This is a genomic window from Deinococcus hopiensis KR-140 (assembly GCF_900176165.1).
Lineage (GTDB): Bacteria > Deinococcota > Deinococci > Deinococcales > Deinococcaceae > Deinococcus > Deinococcus hopiensis.
The window spans coordinates 77486-95082 of the sequence record NZ_FWWU01000010.1 but is presented as its reverse complement, the minus strand read 5'-3'; the positions used below and the strand labels follow the sequence as shown (position 1 = coordinate 95082).

Annotated in this window: 12 protein-coding genes and 1 pseudogene; 9 read left to right on the top strand and 4 right to left on the bottom strand. The window is 63.1% G+C overall.

What is annotated here, in order from left to right:
* Nucleotides 1–20: 20 nt before the first annotated feature.
* Nucleotides 21–509: a DinB family protein gene (locus B9A95_RS29070; RefSeq protein ID WP_084051259.1), complete on the top strand. Its 489-nt coding sequence runs from the start codon at nucleotides 21–23 to the stop codon at nucleotides 507–509.
* Nucleotides 510–1330: 821 nt separating this feature from the next.
* Here the strand turns inward: B9A95_RS29070 and B9A95_RS29065 are convergent.
* The 3 genes from B9A95_RS29065 to B9A95_RS32855 form a co-directional block, all read right to left on the bottom strand.
* Nucleotides 1331–2605: a DUF4139 domain-containing protein gene (locus tag B9A95_RS29065; RefSeq protein ID WP_084051113.1), complete on the bottom strand. Its 1275-nt coding sequence runs from the start codon at nucleotides 2603–2605 to the stop codon at nucleotides 1331–1333.
* Between the two features lie 1153 nt (nucleotides 2606–3758).
* The gene (locus B9A95_RS29055; RefSeq protein WP_084051111.1) at nucleotides 3759–4109 is read right to left on the bottom strand and encodes a hypothetical protein; all 351 of its coding nucleotides are present in this window, start codon (nucleotides 4107–4109) and stop codon (nucleotides 3759–3761) included.
* Nucleotides 4110–4708: 599 nt separating this feature from the next.
* On the bottom strand, nucleotides 4709–4957 hold the full coding sequence (locus B9A95_RS32855) for a hypothetical protein (protein ID WP_139807131.1): 249 nt from the start codon (nucleotides 4955–4957) through the stop codon (nucleotides 4709–4711).
* Nucleotides 4958–5043: 86 nt separating this feature from the next.
* Between B9A95_RS32855 and B9A95_RS29050 the strand changes: the two genes are divergently transcribed.
* The 8 genes and pseudogenes from B9A95_RS29050 (at nucleotide 5044) to B9A95_RS29010 (ending at nucleotide 16148) form a co-directional block, all read left to right on the top strand.
* Nucleotides 5044–6450: a GGDEF domain-containing protein gene (locus tag B9A95_RS29050; protein ID WP_084051110.1), complete on the top strand. Its 1407-nt coding sequence runs from the start codon at nucleotides 5044–5046 to the stop codon at nucleotides 6448–6450.
* Between the two features lie 1402 nt (nucleotides 6451–7852).
* Nucleotides 7853–8134: a hypothetical protein gene (locus B9A95_RS29040; RefSeq protein ID WP_084051108.1), complete on the top strand. Its 282-nt coding sequence runs from the start codon at nucleotides 7853–7855 to the stop codon at nucleotides 8132–8134.
* 1 nt (nucleotide 8135) lies between these two features.
* Complete coding sequence (locus B9A95_RS34285) at nucleotides 8136–8276, top strand: hypothetical protein (protein WP_170928840.1); 141 nt, start codon at nucleotides 8136–8138, stop codon at nucleotides 8274–8276.
* 1092 nt (nucleotides 8277–9368) lie between these two features.
* Nucleotides 9369–10991 carry an ABC-F family ATP-binding cassette domain-containing protein gene (locus B9A95_RS29035; protein ID WP_084051107.1) on the top strand — a complete coding sequence of 541 codons (1623 nt, stop codon included), beginning with the start codon at nucleotides 9369–9371 and terminating at the stop codon, nucleotides 10989–10991.
* Nucleotides 10992–11094: 103 nt separating this feature from the next.
* Nucleotides 11095–11391 carry a hypothetical protein gene (locus B9A95_RS29030; RefSeq protein WP_139807130.1) on the top strand — a complete coding sequence of 99 codons (297 nt, stop codon included), beginning with the start codon at nucleotides 11095–11097 and terminating at the stop codon, nucleotides 11389–11391.
* 55 nt (nucleotides 11392–11446) lie between these two features.
* Nucleotides 11447–12760 (top strand): annotated as a pseudogene (gene tnpC, locus B9A95_RS36630) (IS66 family transposase); the annotation flags it as partial.
* A gap of 2235 nt (nucleotides 12761–14995) precedes the next feature.
* Nucleotides 14996–15262 (top strand): hypothetical protein, encoded by a 267-nt coding sequence (locus tag B9A95_RS29015; protein ID WP_139807129.1) that lies wholly within the window; start codon nucleotides 14996–14998, stop codon nucleotides 15260–15262.
* A gap of 103 nt (nucleotides 15263–15365) precedes the next feature.
* A complete protein-coding gene (locus B9A95_RS29010; RefSeq protein WP_084051103.1) occupies nucleotides 15366–16148 on the top strand; it encodes a carboxypeptidase-like regulatory domain-containing protein in 783 nt (260 codons plus the stop codon).
* 446 nt (nucleotides 16149–16594) lie between these two features.
* Here B9A95_RS29010 and B9A95_RS29005 read toward each other — a convergent pair whose 3' ends face one another.
* On the bottom strand, nucleotides 16595–17587 hold the full coding sequence (locus tag B9A95_RS29005; RefSeq protein ID WP_139807128.1) for a hypothetical protein: 993 nt from the start codon (nucleotides 17585–17587) through the stop codon (nucleotides 16595–16597).
* Nucleotides 17588–17597: the final 10 nt, after the last annotated feature.

Sequence of the window (17597 nt, the reverse complement as noted above, 5' to 3'; positions counted from 1 at the left end):
CAGGGGCCGATAATCGCGGCATGGACCCTTCGTTGCCGCTGCTCTACAGCTGGACCAAGCGCACCCGTGAGGTGCTTCTGGCGTACGCGGAGTCGTTGCCGCCTGAGGTGTACACCTTCGAGCATCGGGACTTCGCGTATGGCAGCATCCGCAATATCCAGGCGCATGTGGCGGACTGCTATCTGTCGTGGGTTGGACACTACGGTCTGCGCCTGGAACAGTACGAGGGCGCGTTCGAGGTTCCAGGCCCGCAAGATGCGCAGGCGATGCGGGCCGCGTTCAGAGAAGTCGACCGCGTCGTTGAGCAGGCGTGCGCCAGCTTCATCCAACCTGATGAGGTCTTTGAACTTATCCGGCCAGGGCGCGACCGCTTGCAGGTGACGCAGCGGTGGTTGATCATGCATCCCATCACCCATGAGTTTCACCACAAAGGTCAACTCCTGGCCCTTGGGCGCATACTTGGGCACCCACTGCCAGCAGGCGGCGACACGGATCTCGTCTTACCGTAGACCCCTCATCCGTGCTGAACACCCACACCCCGGGGGGCTGTCCTGCCAGATCATCTGCGTGCCGTCCTCGTGGGCGTGGGCCGCAGCGGTCTCCAGGTCGCCCAAAGCGCTGATCAGCAAGACCATGTCCGCAGCAGCGTCCAGCGCTGCCAGAGCGGGCTGGAGTACGATTCTAAAGACGTCTGCGGGCGTGGCGTCTGCGGGCGTGGTCGCCTCAGCGAGCGCTTCGGTAACGTGCTGCAGGTGCTCAGCCAGGGCGGGGAGCGCGGTGGACGCCGCGGACCGTTCGGGCTTCCGGGCAGCATAGCGGTCGCTGGAAAGCGGGTGATGGTCACCCAGGCCACCTGGGCCCGAGGGAAGACCGGCCCAGGCGCGGAAGCGACGTCGTCAAGCGCAGTGGCCAGGTGTGCGAGGTGCAGGTGCCCGAGATGACCGCCCGCGCAGGAAAAGCAGCGTCAGGGCGGCGCGTGACCCGAATCCCAGAAGCGCGCCTCGGGGCGTGCAGAGCGACGCCGAATTGCTGGCTGCGCGCGGCTGGAGACCCCGAGGCGATGCGCGCCCTGCACCGGCGTCACGTCATGCTGGCCGTCTCACGGCTCTGGCCCAGTGGTCTGGCGTTGGAGACGCGGCGTCTGCGGTCGAGGGGACGCCTTTGCGTTGGTCTCTCGCCACGCTCCAGCCCAGGCACGCTCGGCTCTCCATACCGAGCTGCGAATCTACGCGCTGGCACAGCGGCATTTCAGGACGCTGGTGCCGCACAGGAGAAAGGGGGAGACTTCAGGTCTCCCCTTGCGCTCAAGCTTGAACGCTGAACTCCGTTCTCAGCTCGCCTGATCGATCACCACGGTAAAGCTCTTGCTGACCTTGCCGCCGGCCGGAATGTCGGCGCGGAGTTCCGCAGTCGCCTGCTCCTGGCGCGCGGGCAGCGTGTCGATGGTAACGCGCGGGCCGCCGATCCACTCGCGAACCTCGGCGCGCACCGCCCGTTCCCGGCCGCTCTCGAAGGTGTAGGTCACGCGGTAGGTCACTTTCGTCACGTCGCCCCTGGCGTTCTTCGACGCGCTGAGCTGCTGCACGGTGCGGCGGTAGCGGACGTCCGGATCTGCCCCCAGGCTGAGGCCAACCTGCGCGCCAGCCGCGGTGTCGGAAATGACGGTCTGCCCAACCACGCGGCCGTCTTCGCGGACCGTCAGGGGCCCGGCGGGGAGGCGTTCCCCAGCCTTGAGGCGGTAGTTGCGGCTCATGACGCCTTCGCTCGACTGGGTGGAAAAGCCAGTGCTCAGCCCGGCGTACCGCTCGAAGCCCGTCAGCTTCGGTCTGATGAAGGGGAGGGTCACGGTGCTGCTGGCAGGCAGCGTAAAGGCGGAGCTCAGGGCGTAGCGGTAAAGGCCTCCAAGTTCGCCTTCGGCCCCGATCCTGGGGGCACTGGGCGCCCGCGCGGACGCAGGGGCGGCCTGCACAGACTCGCGGTACATCACGGGGTTGCCGGACAGGTTCACCTCACCCGCGTAGAGCTCGGTGGCTTTGACGTCGTAGGGCAGCTCGGTGCCGTTGCGGATGTCGGCCAGGGCGTCGAGACGTGCGCCCGCGGCGCTGGCCCTGAGGGTGTAGCGCGCAGACCACGTCACAGCCCGTGTGAGGTACGACAGGGTGCCGCTTCCCGGCTGCGTCAGGGTGTAGGTCAGCGTCTGGGCGGGCAGTTGCGCGCCCACCGGCGGCGCCCCGGAGAAGCGCAGGTCTTCGAAACGCGCCGTGCGGTACTGCCCCTGGGCGTCGCGCACCAGCAGGTCGCGGGCGCGCACGAGCGTCACCACCTGGGCCCCGCGGCCCGGCTCCTCGAGCGTGACGGTCTTGCCCTCCAGGCCAGCGAGCCAGCTTGCGCCGCTGGTCTGGGTGACCTGCGAGAAGTTGAGGCCGTCGAGGTCGAGCGTGCCGGGAATCAGGCCATTCCACACGCTCTCCGGCAGGGGGATGTTCAGCGTCGTGCTCTGCGCGCGCACCGTGTCCCGGACCTCCGTGAAGCTCGGGTAGATGCGCAGGTCGGTGGCGCTGGCGGCGCCCGTCAGCAGGGCAGCAAGGAGAAGAAAGCGTTGCATCCCCCTATGGTTACCCGAGGCAGCTGATGGGGCGTGAGCAGGGAATGTGACGCAGCCCCCCCCGGCAGTTAAGGCGTTTTCCCCAGGGGACCGCTGTGCCCCGCCAGAGGTCCTGGCCACCAGCGGGTTCCCTGCAGTCGTGGGGACGGTTCGTCAGGGGTACGCTTCTCACAGCGGTGGATCTGCCGGTCAGCCGTGCGTTCCCGCTGCCGCACCAGCTGGAGCATGCACCATCTTACGCATCCTGGTACGGCTTGCCTGACCTGTATCCCAGAGCAGGGCGGCCCTGTCAGGGCAAATTGCAGTGTGTGGGTCCTCCACCCGGACACGTCGGGAACCAGGGCGGAGCTGCCCTGGAGTTGAGAGGCGAAGCGGCAGCAGGCCCCCTCCCTTACGCGAAGACCTGCTTGGACTCAAGCGCCTCGGCCTCAGTACCGGGGCACATTCCGGGACTGCGCTACGGCCTCGCTCAGCCGGGTGATTGCCTGGGTCAGCCCAAGGGGGGACAGGGCCAAAGCGGTGGGCGACATCAATGGCAAGTACAGGCTGAGTGGCAGGCCAGCGCCCGTAGGCAGCGTAAATCTCGGTCAGTCTCGGCGCAGCTTCGCTGAACCGCGCCTGCTCTGGAATGCGTGCGCGCATGACGTGCATGTTGTGCGCGGGGTCGCTGGGCACCAGGTTCAACAGCTCCTAAACCGGGTGCACCGAGACCGGGATGATGTGGCCGAGATCAAAAGCCTCCGGTAGGCGAAGGACTGCCCCTCCAGCATCAGGAGCCGGATCTGATGGCGTTCCCAGGTGAGGGGCGTGCGGGTCTCCGGTGAAGCACTCAGGCGCGCGGAGATGTCTCCCCGGAGGACAGGAGCGTCGCGCGATGCACGCTCGACGAACAGGCTCCATTCGTGCATGCACAGCGCCTCGACCCACAGGGACATGTCCTGCAGCGTCCGCCATAAGGAAGCGGGAACCAGGAACGCGGTCTCGTCCGGCTGTGTTCACGGCAGGGGCACGCCCCTGAGGGTGGCCGCTGGCGCAAGTGGACCGAAGATTCGGTGCTGACCGCCACCGCCGGCATACCGCATGGGAGATGGCGGTCAGCGTCTGCGCCGTCTGGACCTGCAGGCCAGCGGGAAGCTGCTCCCTTTCTGCCCGGTCAGCCGCCAGCAGGCAGGACGCCTCCCGCCGCGTCCGGCCGGGTGTAGGGCAGCGCGTCCCACGCTTCACGCAGCCGGGTCAGTTCGGCGCGAAAGCTGACGTCTTGCCGTACTGTGCCGTCCCGCTGTGCCCTGGCACCCTGGTACACGGGCGAGCCGCCGACAAGGCCCCTGGAGAACACCAGCCACCGTTGCGCCACCCGGCGCAGAGGCACCGCCACGTTCCCCGTCGCCTCCAGCAGATACTCCAGGGCCAAGTCGTTCAGGGCGTGGATCAGGGCGAACTTGTAGCTGTTGGTCTTCGCCTCGTGGAGCAGCAGGCTGGCCAGCAGGGCCTGACCTTCAGCCACGGTAGGCCTGTCCAGCGTGGAACAGCAGCGGTTCGCGCGCGACGGGGAGGAAGCCGCGCTGGGGTGCCGTGAGCGCCTGGCCCCAGGACGTAGTCGTGGCGGCCATTCTGGAACTCCTCGCGAATGCGGCCTCGTAGTGAGTATCTACTTACATTCAACTTATTCTTACGTACCCGGTAGAAAACACATTTATGGGATTTCGATCACTATGCGTAATGGTGTATAAGCTGACGTTAGGGCATGCAGCGTACCAATAGGAAAAGATCTCTCTCGTTCGTACCAAGTGCTTATCAGCAATATTAAAACTTTTACCAATTTTCCACAACGCTGTAGTTTAAAATATCTCTAGCGAGTTGCATAGTATCGATACTTATATATTTAAGTAGCAAATAAGAACCAAAAATTGATTTTCTACCTGTCTCAATAGGAAGATTATCTCATGTTGAATCACATTCGTTGTGCCTGTAAAGTCTTAAATTCGAGCTTACTTCAATCCAATTTGCAATTTCTCCTCCGTCTCCATGATCGTGACAAGTGAGGCAAGGTGTATAGCTTAAAATACTGTCAAATATACTGTGTACTTAGAGAACGGCCTATCCTTAGTCTGTCCAACAAGCAATTTCTCCTATTCTCTTCGCCTCCTCCAAAGAAAGCTTGAATAGTTTAAATATGGCGTAGACGATTTCCCCAATGAATACATCCTGAGTCGTGAGTGTATCTGTGGCCTCTTCCGGACTCAGTCCTTGAGGCAGGGAACGGTCTTTTTCGAGTCGGGTCGAAAATCTATCAGCAGCCTTTTCTGGAGCCATTTTCCGCGTCAGGGAACGGTCTTTATCGACATCATCCATGGTCTTTGCACTTCGGGCAGCTATCACTCTATCTGCTCATCCAGGTAGAAGCCTCCTGCTGAGCAGTGACCTGAGGAGTACAGCCCATGTTGCTCAATGCTGTCGTGCGCTGGGGTCTGAGCAGTCACGCTGCTTCAAGCCTGAGCACCTTGACCGATCACCACCTCCCTGGCATACGCGAGACGCACGCGCACCATGATCCCAGGACGGCCCTGATAGGCGGCTGGGACAGCGGTGACATCCGCTTCCCCCGGCACGAAGACGCCCGCAAAACGCCTGGCTTGGTCAGGGGGACCATTCCAGGGGCTGCGCCCGGCCTGACCCCTCCTGTGCGCGGGCCGCCCGCCCCTCCGCGGTCAGCCGGCCAACGGGGGAAGGGCTACAGTGAACTGACCATGCCCTGGCACATCCTCGACCTGCTTGTGACCAACTTTGCCCTTCTGGTCGCGGGTGCCTTTGCCTTGAGCCTGACCTTCAAGCCAGGGCGCGTTGCCGCCACCACCCTGGCGGTGCGCGCCGCCCTGACGGTCGCCTCGTCGTTCATTCTGCTGTCGCACAGCCTGCCGCTCGCTCCAGGCCTGATGTTCGACCTCCGCGCGGTGCCGATTGCGCTCGCCACGTACTGGGGCGGCGCGCGTATGGGCCTGGCGCTCAGCGTCCCCGTGATTGCCTACCGCCTGCACCTGGGCGGAAACGGCGCGGTTCCCGCGGCCATCAACCTGGTGCTCGTGGTGCTGATCAGCAGCCTGCTCACACGCCTCGCCTCCCGCCACCTGCGTTCACCGCGCGAACGCACCCTCTCGACCCTGGCGGCCTTTGGGATCCCGAACCTGCTGGTCTTTGCGGCCTATTCCGCGGCCGGGCGCCCCTTCGGGGAGGCGCTCAGCACCTACCTGAGCATTACCCTGCTCGACGCCCTGGGCCTGGTCGCCGCGGGAATTGTGATCAACACGCGTCAGCGCGCCATGGACCGCAACGCGGCACTCGAGCAGATGGCCTTTCTCGATCCCCTGACCGGCATTCCCAACCGCCGGCAATTCGATATGGACACCGGCGGCGCCCCCCTGAACGGCCTGTACCTGCTGCTGCTCGACATTGACCACTTCAAGCAGGTCAACGACACCTACGGCCACGACCGCGGAGACCAGGTGCTGCAGGCGGTCGCCCAGGTCATGCAGGCCAGCCTGCGGGGCTCAGACCGCGCGTACCGCTTCGGGGGCGAGGAATTCGTGCTGCTGCTGCATACCGCCACCGCAGAACAGGCGCTTGACATCGTTCACCGCCTGCGGCGCAACGTGGCCGCCACTGCGGGCCCCAAAGCCGGTCTGCCGGAAGTGCGCCTGACCTTTTCTGGAGGGCTCGTCCCCCTCGTGGGTCAGGCAAGCATCGACGAGGCCATTCAGGACGCCGACCAACTGCTCTACCAGGCCAAAGGGAATGGACGAGACCAGGTGCGGACCCAGACCCTGCGCTCGGGGCGCACAAAGGCATAGAAAGGTCCCGGAAACCGAATGCAACCTGGAGAATGCGGCGACGAGGTTCAGGGCTGGGCGCCCTGCTCCTTTCCCCCCACCCACGTCAGGCATTCCTGGCGCGCCGCCCCAAAGCCCTTTGCAGACCGAGGCTGTAGTACGGACTTAGCAACGCCGCGAGTCGGCGGTAGCATCCCCGCTGCGCAGTTTCCTGAACGTTCACGACGGGAGACTTCTCAACGCGGGTGGGGTGGCCTGGGAAGCGGTTGAGGCCGCCGTTCTGTTAAAGCGCGAGGCGTTCGCAGCAGCGTTGCGGGAGCGCCCGAGGGAAGTGTCTTGTACCGAAACGTCACAGAGGCGCAAGCCCGTCGGTGGTGTCCTGGGGGTTGGCGGCGTGTTTGGTTCTGCAGAGGTAGAACGTGCCGTCTGGTGCGGAGCGGTGGCCACCTGTGTGGACGACGGGGGCAGGGACCCTCCAGATTCACCTTCCCCTTCTTGCGGTTGATGCAGGGCCCTGGCATCCCCAAAAGGCAGGCACGCCGTTGTTTGAGCGGGGCCGGGTCATCGGCGAACGCCTTCCTGACGGTCGGGGCGGTTATCACTTGAAATCCACTGGGCGTAGGCGCCGCACCAGCCGCAGGGGGTGGGGAGGAAGGTGACGCGGCTTGGCCGGCCGTCGAGGAGGTCAGCGGCGCTCGGCTGCTCCTCGAAAGTCGCGGCATCATCACCTGCCGCACCTGGAAGTTCTACGGAAACACGGCGACCCACATCGCCATCAATGGGGACCGGTTCCTGGAGCTGATGGCCTCCACCATCAACATCCCTGAGGGGGTTGGGAGCGCGGGTCGCCTGGGCGACAAGCTCAAGCGGTCCCAGGCCGAACCGGGCAGTGGGAACCGTCGCCCGCGCCCGGAGGACGCCGCAGAACAGCGAGAAGGGGAAGGCGAGGGCCTTCGGAGCGTCAAAACGGGAATTACGAAAACAATAATTCCCGAATTATGGAGAGTGCCATTCCATATACAGAGACTCCGGCAGAGCATCCTCCAGAGACTCCGGCAGAGCATCCTCCAGAGACCCCGACATCATGATCGGGAGATGGGGAAGGACGGGCCGTCTCCGGTCCGGACGATGATAACCGGGCAGCTGCCGCCGAAAAAACGGGAGGCCCGAACAACGAACCTCAGTGGGAAGGTGGCGAGGGGGGGCGCCTGACGGGTTTGGACAGACGGGCAAGGTGGGGAGCGAGCATCCCAACGCCCCACCCTTGAGAAAGTTCCGGGCGCGGCGGGCGGCGCGGCCCTGCTCGCCCTGGTCCCGGTCCCCCGCGGCGTCCTGACCTCCCGGCCTGCCCGCGATCCGGTCACCATGCGCCGGCTGCGCGCTGCTGTTTTGCAGCAACGAGAGTCGCCTCGCGGAACTCCAGGTGCAACTCGCCAGGAGCGCGCCCTCGGGCACTCCCCGCGCGCTGTTCACCCGCCTGACCGACGTCGAGATTCAGCAGGCCGTGGACGCTGCCCGGCAGGACATGCCGCTGGACACAACGTCGCGTGGCTTCGAGACGCTGGCCCGGCTGGGCCTGGACCGCCTGATCGGTGAGCTCCTAAGCCTGGAGATGATCACCGGCCTGTCACAGGTGGGCATCGCCCCGGCCCCCAAGCAGCCCAGCTGCGGAGGAAGCGCCACCGCCCTCTCCAGTCTCCATTGAGGTGGACAGCCGCTGGGAGCACAAGCGCGTGGAGGACAAGGTCGTTACCGTCGTCGCGTTCGGTGGTCCCAAGGTAGAGCTGCACACGGGTGAGAAACTCGCTTCATTCCTGCTGATGAAAGATTACCGGCGTGTTCACTGACTTTCGCGTTCAGCACGACAGAAGGGGGGGGGGAGTGGGTGGTGATGCCCGACTCAAACAAGCCCAAACGAATCACGGCGGGGGCCGTCTCCACCTGGGTTGACGCCCCGAACGACCCGGTGGGTCCCACCCGTCATCTCACGCTATGGGGCGTTCCGGATGGTCGCCTGCGCCTGGGTATGCACGAAGGCACCTTGTCCGTCTCCCCAGTTGCCCCGGCCGCCGAGATCACCGAAGGGACCGGCTGGCCAGCCGGTCCCTGGGCGACTCCGGCCCCTGCCCATCCACGCCCCCAAGTCACCCCTGCACTTCCCGCCCTGGCCCGCCGCTGGCGTGTGCCTGGCAGGAGCAAACAACATGGGCAAAAAGCGAGACATCCCAACCTACGAACAGACCCATCCACCTCGCCACCACGGACGCCTTGCGCAGCGAAGGCCTCAAGCCCCAGCGCGACCAGCTTCCCGCGGCCCTCTTCAAACGCGCAGCAGAAACCCGAGGCGCCATAGGGGCTTCAGTCTTCCCCACGCGGCCAGCGTTGGGGGGCACGGCGTGCGTGTGAAGGGCACCCACGTCCGCACCAGCCCGGCCCATCAAGCTCGGCCGGGGCGCGGGCCTCGTCCGCGCGGAGGTCTGACCGGCTGTGGCGAACACGGAGCCGTTCGTGGTGGCCATGCGGGCGAGCAGCTACGGTTCTGGGCCTGGACGTCGGCCCCTCCCTGTACGTGCAGCTGACCGGGCGGCTGTTGAAGCTCGGGAAGGACAGGACGTAGTGCTTGCGGAATGGTCGCCGTGGTGCACGCGCCTGTGCCGGAGAAGTGGCAGGGGTGGAAACCCAGGCGTGGAACGCGCCCCAAACAGGTGAAGAAGCCTGTCCCCCGGGAGGAATCCCTGGAACGGTGGAAGCCCGCCGGCCCGTTGTACCTTGAAAATTTCTGGCCGGAACCGTTATCGTAATCGCGACGACCGGGTTCCCCGGTGTTGGGCTGTCGTTCTTTCCCCTGGGGGCTTTCCTTGCGTACCTCTCTCCGTTGACTTAGGTTGATCGCTTGCCTCGGCTGTCACGCCGAGACGCTCACCAGCATTGGAGTAGAGATGTTGCAATTAAAGAATGTGTCCTTTGGACACGCGGACGACCTGGTGTTGTCCGACGTCACCCTGGACCTCAACCGAGGCGAGCGGCTGGGACTCGTCGGTGCAAATGGAAGTGGCAAAACGACCCTGATGCGCCTTATGGCTGGCGTACTGACCCCCGACCAGGGTCACATCACGGGAACCGCCCGCGTTGCTTACCTGGCGCAGCACGCAGCGCTTCGGGGCACAACCGTATTGGACGTGCTGACTCCAGCAGCATTGCGGGACGCTCGCGCAGCGCTTGACGGCGCGACCGCGCATCTTGAACGCGGAAGTGAAGCGGACCTGCTGGCCTTTGCGGACGCTGAGGAGGCCTACAGGCAAGCCGACGGGTATGGATTTGAAGGGCGCGCTTTGGCTGTGCTGGATGGACTTTCTCTTCAGGGTGACGCCGCCGTCGACGCGCTCTCGGGCGGGCAGATGCGCCGGGTGATGCTGGCACGTTTGCTGCTGACCCCTGCTGACCTTTACCTTCTCGACGAGCCCACCAACCATCTGGACGTGGACGGCGCAGCGTGGCTGGAAGGCTGGATTCAAGCCAGTCCGGCGGCCTTTATGCTCGCCAGCCACGACCGCGCATTTCTGGAAGCCGTCACCCACCGCGTTGCGGAGCTAGAGCGGCGGACGCTGAGCGTCTACCCCGGTGCCTACAGCGCGGCTATGGCCATCAAGGCCGAGCTGCGGGCCGCGCAGCAGCGCGATCACGCCGCGTACCGGCGCAAGCGCAGCGCCTTGGAAGAAGAGCGCCTCCGCCGGCAAAGCAAAGCCCGCAGTGCAAACCAGTACAATCACAAACGTGCGCGCGATCCGGACAAGCTGCTTGCCAAAGGCAAAGCCCAGAACGCGCAGAACGTCAACGCCAGTCACGCCGTGATGCTCGAGCGAGCCGCTGCTCGCCTGGACGCTTCCGCGCCGCCTAAACCGTATGAGGATCGCCAACTGATTCGTTTGGCCCTTGCAGATGCACCGCCCGGACCGGTCGACGTTCTGCAGATCCGGGGGCTTGGCGTGCAGCGGAACAGGTGCACGATTTTGAGAAGCATTGACCTGCAAGTACGCCGCGGTGACCGCATCGCCCTGATCGGCGCAAATGGGAGCGGGAAAAGCACCCTGCTCGCAGCGTTGACCAGCGATGCACCGTGCGCAGGGTTTCGGCGTACAGGTGAGGTTCGGTGGGGCCAGAACCTGACCCAGTACTGGGCTGGCCAGCAGGGTGAGGAGCTTGGGGGTCTGATCACCATTGAAGATGCGCTGCTCGGCGCCAACCCCAAGCTCACGCCGCATCAGGTGCACGAGGTGGCAGCGCAATTGGGGGTTCCCGGTGGGCCAGGTGGCCTGGTGGCGCACTTGTCCGGTGGCCAGCGGACCAGACTGACACTGGCACGCCTCAGCGTGACGCGCGCGCAGGTTCTGATCTTGGATGAACCCACCAACCATCTGGATCTCCCAGCGATCGAGGCACTGGAAACGTTGCTGCTCACCTTTCCCGGAACGTTGCTGCTGGCCTCCCATGACCGCGCCCTGGTCGAGCGCGTGGCGACACGGCGATGGCTGGTCAGAGATCAAGCCGTTACCGAGGCCTGACCGCCAGTGGCAGGCAATGGCCTGGAGTCTCCGGATGGTGACCACAGCCCCAGGACTGCTGTGCCAACACGCTGGCCGTACGCACGTGGGCACACAAAGGTGAGTGCGTGCCAGCACGTGCTGCACTTCGACCTGTTCCGTCAAGTTCGGCAAGTGGTTTGAGGGCGTGGACCAGAAGCTGGCCGCAGCGCCGCAACGTGGTCGCGGGAAGCCGAAACTCACGGTGGAGAATCTTGAGGGGGACGTCACCGACTTCAAGGCCCTCGCGGAAGAAACCCGCTGCAAGCTCCAGAACAGTGATGGGAAGGGCCAGAACCTCGGCAACAGCCGGAAGCGCAAAGCCGCCGCCGCAAAACCAGCGGCCAGGCCCAAGCGCATCGCCAAGAAACGTGACCGGTGACTACTCAGCACCTACACAACCGGATGGGATGCGGTAACGTGAAGGCATCTCCGACGTGACCTGCCCGAATTGCGAACGGCTCCAGGCGCGCTTCCGTGAATTGAAAGCGCAGGTCGCGCGGACCAGCGAGACGACGCGTCAGCCCCCAGCCAGGACCAGGCCTGGAAGAAGAAGCCCAAGAGCGAACGCCCCTAGGGCGTTCGCTCTTCTGGTGGTCAAGTGGGACACCCAGGCACCACCTTGAAGATGCGCCCTTCTCCCGACGAGGTGGTCGTGCTGCCCCTCACGGGAAGCTTGTACGTGTGGACAGCAATGGAATGAGGTCGAAAGTGTAAGACCTCCTGGCTCGGCAGGTCTTGGACCTACCGGAGGTCCAGTTGCAAGTGACTGAGTACCGGGCCGAAGTGAAGGTGTGCCCCCGCTGTCACCACCGACAACAGGAGGCGTTCCCACGGGACGTGCGCGGTCAGGTGCAGTACGGCCCTCGCTTCCAGGGCCTGGCGGTGTACCAGGGTGTCGCTCAATTCCTGCCGTTCAAACAGGTTGGAGACGTGCTTGAAACGCTGTGCGGTCAGCGCCCCAGTGAAGGAACACTCGCGCCGCACCTCAACCTCGCCACAGCGCGACTCACTGGGTTTGAGGTCAGCCTGAAAGAAGCCCTGCTCGAAGCACCCGTCCTGCATGTGGACGAGACGGACAGCAAGGTAAAAGGCAAGCTCGCCTGGGTGCACGTCATCAGCAGCAAACAGCTCACCCCCTATGGGCACGACCCGCACCGTAGGCCCGGCCGCCATCCAGGCTTTGGGGGTTCTGCCGCGGTACCCCGGCGTGTTGACGCACGATGTCTGGCCCTCGTACTTCCACCTCTGCGCCCGGCATACGCTGTGTAACGCCCACCTGCTTCGGGAGTTGCGCTTCCTCCACGAACAGTTGTACCAAGACTGGGTGGGAGAACTGCGAGCCGCACTGCAAGGCGTCTACCATCAACACGGGGCAGGTACCCTCACTCCACCGGAGAAAGCCGCGTTCCTGGTTCGCTTTGATGCACCCCTGGAAGCGGGACTGGAGACCAACCCCGCAGCAGAGCCGGTTCCAAAGCAGCGGGGACGGGTGAAGCAGTCCCCTGGGCGTAGCCTTGCCCCTCAATGTCAGAAACACTGAGACAAGGTGTTACGCTTCCTCCAAGAGGAGGGCGTCCCGTTCGACAACAATCAAGCCGAGCGAGACATCCGGATGGTGTGTGAAGCGCAAGATCGCCGGTGGGTTTCGTTCCGATGGGGGTGGAAAGAATTCCTACCGCATTCGGAACTACCTCTCTACGCTCCAGAAGCAGGGCCTCTCTGACTACAAAGGATTGGTCAGTATCTTCACAACCAGCTCCTTCTTTCTCACCCCTTGTTCTCATGCTAAACTGCTGCGAGTACGCCGCAGCAGTCGTTATTATCGTTCTTGTCCTCTTTGGTATTTGGGTACTCCGGGGGTGCACTAAAATCTTTGGCGAGTGAAGCGTGTCTTCTTCAGCCTCAGCTGCTTTTGTAGATAACTGCAGAATTGCCGTAGGGCGCGAAGTATATATGGAAGAGAAGTCAAAAGCACTTTTTAGGGCCAAATTCTCCGATGGTCCCGATCTATTTTTAGGAAATGGTACACGGGCATATGTCAAATACGTTGATTCTCGGAATAGCTGTGGAGCAGTGATTCGCGGCGACTACACTTGTGGGATTTCTGGTAGTATATTGAACGATGCTCCAATCTTTACCGCAATATTCCAGTCGCCGTCACCACACCCTATGCACAGCCTTCAGGAACAATTCCCGCATCCTGAACGCCGTGAACGCCTAGTTGCCTGCAACGGCCATTTCTTCTGATGCAGAGCGTGTCCCAGAACCCGCCGAAGGGGAAGCGCATTTCCCTGAGGTCTCCGCAGGAGTGGTATGGGAACTGAGAGAAGACTGACAGCGTATATCTCTCATGGTCATTATGCTCATCCACTACCCGGTATATAGGGAGGACGCGCTGTGGTAGCCATAGGCTCAGTGTTTGTTGCCGGACAGGTTTTGGTGGCCCTGGCTCTACTTATGGCAGGCGCATGGTATCTACGTGAGACTCGTCGGAGCATTCGGAGCGGTACCGGCGCAGCCCAGTGGCCCGTCTCAGAGGCAGTGATTGAGTTGCACGAACTCAAGCAACCGGTCCATCAAGGCATTCGTTGGGAAGCAACGAACCCAGTGTTGAATCATGGATACCATCGACTGGAATACATAACAGGGGTGATTTGGCCGCCAGGTGCGCCTGCCCACATGCAGCGCCGTGCTGTTGTCCCGCTCCCAGGTATGCACTTGATCCGCATCAACTCGCTGAGGATTGACGTATACGACTCTCATCAGGTACAGAGGTTGAATGCTCAAGGCATAATTGAGGCCGAACGTCTCTACCCACTTGGTACTATCGTGAGGATCCAACACTCACCGACCGGTCCAGCTGGACCTTCCAGTCACGGAACCGAGTTGGCTTATATTGAAGGGAGTGTACTTCCAGATCAGGTGAATTACGGATGTGGCTGCCTAATGATAGGTACTGGACTACTACTACTTTCGCCCGCCTTTTTAATACTAGTGAATGCTGTATTAAATTAAGCATATCGTTCCCACAATTTAACTTCTGACACAAGACCCTTTTTTTGTTGACAGGGCTGTTACGCGTTAAGCAGTTACCGTGACTATTTGGCCTGGGTGGATCATGGAGCTGTCCTGAGGTGTTTATGTCGATGTTGTTGAGCATAAGCACACTATATCGTTGAGAACAACTTCATCGTTGGTCTACCACCTTCATTGGCTTTACCGTTCAGAAGAATAAACCTACCCTTCCGAAGCTTTCGCCGATGTGCGGTCGCCTCCTGAAACTGGAAAACCCCGCCTGACGGCAGGGCACGTTCTATTTGCACAACTTCAGTTCAGTCGAAGCGCGACCACAGCGGTAACGAGGAACTCAGTGCCACCGATGTGGACCACATCGTGACTGATGGCTTCAACGCCCACGCAATCCACTCGAACAATTTATCGATGAGCACTTTAATCGTGGTGCCAATCTCATCTTGTAGGCAGACGTGGCTGGCCACCTTCCTTACCACTTGACCTGTATTCACCCCGTAGTTTATGGACGTGCGCACTGAGGTCACCCCAGCACCGGAAGGCGGGGGTGTGGGCCGCATCCATGCTGCCTCCGCCGGTAGGGAGTTCCAGCCCCAGGGCTTGCCCCTGATCATCCTCAACGTGCTGGAGTTGGAGCAGGCGGTTGTGGCCTTGGAGAGACGCAGCAAGCACGTCCTTTCTCAGTCATACGGTTTCCGGACCATCCGTTCCGTCCCCTCCGCTGCGCTCCGGTGATTCCACGCCTCTGGGCCACCATTTTTCCTGCTCGCTCTGCTGCGCAGCGTTGCACGTCCGCCCGGGTGAAGCCGTTATTTCATCACGAATGGACCGGAACCCCTATAGCGCATTTGTCCGAATGGCGCCGTGAGGGATGGCCTTCCACTCACGGCGCCATTCTCCCCAACGCGCTTTCAAGTTCGCCCGCCCTGCTCGGTCAAAAAGAAGTCCTCTTTTTGACAAACGCTCTAATGGGGGCCTGGGCCTCTTCGACCATGACGGCAGACCGGGAGGATTCAGCGGTGCCCGGCGACAGCTCGGCAGCCTTTGACACGTGGGCAAGCCTGGTGCGTGACGTGCTGCGCCCCAGCGTCCTCGGCGAACGGTACGGGACGGCCCTGGGCCGCATGACAGACGCTGCGCGCACGCTGGAGCGGGCCCTGATCGAACGCGGTCTGGAAGGGCGGCGCTGGGCGGACGCCTCCTCTCAGACTACCTCCTGAACGGCGCTCCCCCAATTCACCCGAAAATCACGCTGAGGTCACTACGCTGCCTTCCAGACGTGCCCGCGTGCCTGACACGCCGGGCGGCCAAAGGAGCAAGCCCATGTCACGACACTTCAGAACCTTCTCCCTCGTCCTGTCCGTCCTGTCCCTCTCGGCGCTGGGCCTGAGCGCGCCTGCCAAACTCACGCCCAACACGGTGAGCGGCCGTGTGGTCGACGAGCGCGGCAAACCCGTGGTGGGCGTCAAGATCATCATCGCGCCTGCCATGTTCAGGGGGACGATCTTCACAAGCACGGACGCGCAGGGACGCTACCAGTCCACTGAACTCAATCCGGCCACCAACCCGTATTACGTGACGGCCTACAAGGAAGTGAAGTACCACGACCAGCGGTACTGCCTGCGTATGGCTGGCGACCCCGAACCATACCAGGACGCTCTGAACGCCAAAGCGGGCGCGGTGCGCAACTTCGTGTGGAGAATCCACGGCGAGTCGGACATGCCCTCGTCGACTTACGGGGGGGATACCTGGGGCGGAACCCTCGCCTTCGAACGCGTCTACACCGACGATGCTCACGTCATCGACCGGGACGCAACCGTTGAGGTCACGCTGGTGCCCGATGGACCTCTTATCGACGGCAGCAAGGGAACGGCCATCGCGCGCACCCTTCCGGTGTCCAAGGGCCTGGGTGATATTCCCGTTGGGTATTACAAGGTGTCCGCGTCCCTGAAGAACGCGGACGGCACGAAAACGCCGCTTCAGGTCGGGCAGGGCAGCCAGAAAGAGCAGCTGGGCAAGACGACGATGCTCCTTTTCCGGGGCTTTGACTCCTGCGGGCACAGCGGCACGCTCAGGCAGACGCCAATCTGGCTGGCAAGGCCGTGAAGGGCGGGTTTTGTGTCTTCCTCACGGCGGGTCCCGCCCTCGCCGGAGGCGGCGCTTTCCCCCTCAGTGCAGTTCACCAGGGTGAAGTGTGTTCGTTCGCGGACATCCCTTAGTCCGGGCCATTCACGCTGAGCCGAGTGACGGAGATGAACCTCGCGCTCACCGCCGGAGCTCTGCAAATTCAGAGCGAGGAGGCCAGCGGTCTTGGCGTGTGGTCGGCGGAGTGCAGCGTGTCCTCAAGCGTCTCGTTCGACTTTGAAAACACCAGGGGCGGATTCGACGATACCCTGAACTTTCAACTTCGGCGCGGTGACCGACCTGGCTCTTCCGGAACTGTCATCTGGGAGGCGCAGGAGCGTGGACACGGGCGGAACGAGGACGTCGAGAAGGTCCTGGATGCCAGCACGGCGCGCCTGTGCGCACTTCGTCGCCGCCTGGCGTCAGAGTCATCCTGGACGTCTTCTCAAGGCGCCGCCAGAAGAGCGGCGAGGTCGAGTGCCTCGCCGCTCTTTCCTTGCGCTCAGGAGGGCACTGCAGCCTGACTCTGCTTCCACCTCGGCGCCCGCCCCGGGCTTGTCGTCTCCCACGACCTTTGCACCGAGATCTGCCGCTCCCGGCACCGAGCCTCCGTCCTTGAAGGTGCCGTCCGGGCCCTCTGTGATGTCCAGGCCGCCTTTCAAGCTCGGACCGACGTTGAGGGGACCGGCCTTGATGCCCGCCTTGGCGCCGACGAACACCGTGGGCCTGCCCTCAAAGGCGTACTCGAACTCCGCGAAGAGCGCGAGCAGACCCTCGCTGGAGAACTCTACTGCGACCTTCTCGCAGTTGAAGCGAGGCTCCACGAACGCGAGGTTCACGGTGGCCTTGTACGGCCCGGCGAACGTGCAGGCGCCGGGACTGACCTCGTTGATGTGCTGCACCTCAAGCCGGAGTTCCTCAGGACTTCCCGCAACGTCCAGCAGGTACGTACTGACCATCTTGTCGACCTGCTGCTCGGTCCACAGCTTGCGTAACTCGTACCCAGCGGAGTCGCTGATATTACTCAGCAGACCGCTCACCATGCGGTACGTCGGGTTGAATGCCTGTGCGGGAGTGCTGTCCAGGCCGAGCATGAGGGTGCGCCGGCGGTCGTGGGCCTCAAGCGGCACCCCGCAGCGCTGCAGGGCGTACTTGCGCTCGACTGCCCGGTGGCAGGCCGTGGCCGTGCCGAACTTACCGCCGCCCGGAACGGTACGGGCGTTCCTGGACGCTGCGGGCGTACGCGCCGCGTACCGCGGCTGACCATCCGAGAGGCTCCACGAAACGCGGCTATCCGTCAGGTGCCGGACGTCACCGGCCAGGTGAGGCGGCGAAGACCTTGCCGCGCCAGGGCCCCGAGCAGCGTAAAGATCAGCGCGGCGGCCAGGATACCGGGGCCCGCGAAGCGCCCGGGCGGCCACGACGCGTCCC